General features: G+C 55.1%; 2 protein-coding genes. One reads left to right on the top strand and one right to left on the bottom strand.

What is annotated here, in order from left to right:
• Positions 1 to 282 precede the first annotated feature (282 nt).
• On the bottom strand, positions 283 to 663 hold the full coding sequence (locus CW742_RS11970; RefSeq protein ID WP_292420679.1) for a helix-turn-helix domain-containing protein: 381 nt from the start codon (positions 661 to 663) through the stop codon (positions 283 to 285).
• 64 nt (positions 664 to 727) lie between these two features.
• Here CW742_RS11970 and CW742_RS11965 point away from each other — a divergent pair, with 64 nt between their 5' ends.
• Positions 728 to 1,639 (top strand): cation diffusion facilitator family transporter, encoded by a 912-nt coding sequence (locus tag CW742_RS11965; protein WP_292420677.1) that lies wholly within the window; start codon positions 728 to 730, stop codon positions 1,637 to 1,639.
• Positions 1,640 to 1,719: the final 80 nt, after the last annotated feature.

Raw genomic sequence — 1,719 nt, 5'->3', positions numbered from 1 at the left:
CCGAAAGACAAGGCAACCCTCGAGGGCCGCAAGACCTTCGGGTTCGGCAAGGCACTCAGGAACCCCTACATCTAAATTTTTTTATGTTGAGGGTCGTCAGACCCGAGAAACGAGAAGAACGCGCTAGCGTTCTTCGAACTTTCGGAAGCTGATGTACATTTTTTACTTGTATCCACGGAGTGGATACAAGGTTTAGGAAAATTACATCAGCTGAGAAACGAGAAGAAACCGCAGGTTTCTTTGATTTTTGTGAGTTTTTTAGACCCGACCAATAAACCGGCTTCACTTGCGTTTATCACCGTGCGTGTGGATCGGGCACCCGGGCTCATCCCTGCCTCCCCGTTTTGAGACCCAGACAAGCATCGGAATCAGGTGTTCGCGGAACTCCCAACCGTCAGGGGTAAGTGAATACTTCACGGTGGGGGGCGAAGTTGCAAGGATGCGTTTGTGCACGAGTCCTGTCCCTTCCAGGCTCTTCAGCGTATCAGACAGGGGCTTGGGGCTGATGCTGCCAAGTTCCTTTTTCAATTCATTGAATCCCTTTTCGCCCTCATTCCCGAGGATTGCGATGATGAGGAGCGCCCACTTCTTAGCCACAACATCGAGAATGCCGGAGAGAGGGCAGAAACAAATGTCGGTATGGTCTGGCTGCGGTTTCCTCATGGATACTACCTATCGCTCACGGAACGTTTCTGCTCATTAACTATTAAATTAATACTACGTATCGATGCATACCCACTCCCATGATGAAGAGCACTGCGACAGGTTTCCCCTGCCGAAGCGGTCGCTTCTCATTGCCATCGGTCTCACCGCAACGATTTTCCTTGCCGAGGTTGTTGGGGGACTGCTCTCGGGGTCCCTTGCCCTGCTCAGTGATGCAGCCCACATGCTCCAGGATGTTTTTGCGCTCCTCCTCTCGCTCGGTGCCATCATGATTGCTGAGCGGCTGCCCACATCGTCGCGGACGTTCGGTTACCACCGCGTGGAGATCGGGGTTGCGGTTGTGAACGGGTTCGCCATCATCCTCGTGAGCGCCCTGATCATCCGGGAGGCATACGAGCGGTTCTCCCACCCGCAGCCCATTGATACCGGGATCATGCTCGGGGTTGCGGTGATCGGCCTTGCCGCCAATCTCCTCTCGATGTATTTCCTGCACGGGAGCCATGACCTGAACGTGAAGAGCGCGTTCCTCCATGTTCTGGGCGATACGCTCTCCTCCGTTGCCGTGATAGCCGCGGCCATTTGGATCGCCTTCACCGGCCAGACCCTTGCTGATCCCGTCCTCAGCATCGCAATCTCCCTCCTGATCCTGGTGTCGTCTTTCTCACTCCTGCGGGAATCGTTTGCCATCCTCCTCCAGTTTGCACCGAGGGGGATCGACACCGAAGACATGATCCGGGAAATGGAATCTGTGCCGGGTGTCGACAGCGTCCACAACGTCCACCTCTGGAGCCTCTGCTCGAACATCAACGTGCTCGATGCCCACGTGTACTCCTGCCAGGCGGATGTGCACCGGCTGGAAGAAATCAAGGATGAGATAAAACACCGGCTGGAAAAGTACCGGATCAAGCACTCGACGCTGGAGTTCGAGTGCCACCCGTGTGAAGATTGCCGGGTGGTGCGGGAGCTGGGGGACTGACAGATATAACCATCGAAAAAGATGTGCAGCGGGTTGTCCCCCTGCCGGTTGTGATATTACGGCAAAAGACCCGCAAGGCA

Source organism: Methanoregula sp., from assembly GCF_002835825.1.
Lineage (GTDB): Archaea > Halobacteriota > Methanomicrobia > Methanomicrobiales > Methanospirillaceae > Methanoregula.
The sequence above is the reverse complement of the archived record's forward strand: the minus strand, read 5'-3'. Positions and strand labels throughout refer to the sequence as shown.

Bases quoted from the DNA above. Each gene is read 5' to 3' on its own strand.
- CW742_RS11970 (WP_292420679.1), bottom strand. From the start codon at position 663: ATGAGGAAACCGCAGCCAGACCATACCGACATTTGTTTCTGCCCTCTC.
- CW742_RS11965 (WP_292420677.1), top strand. From the start codon at position 728: ATGCATACCCACTCCCATGATGAAGAGCACTGCGACAGGTTTCCCCTG.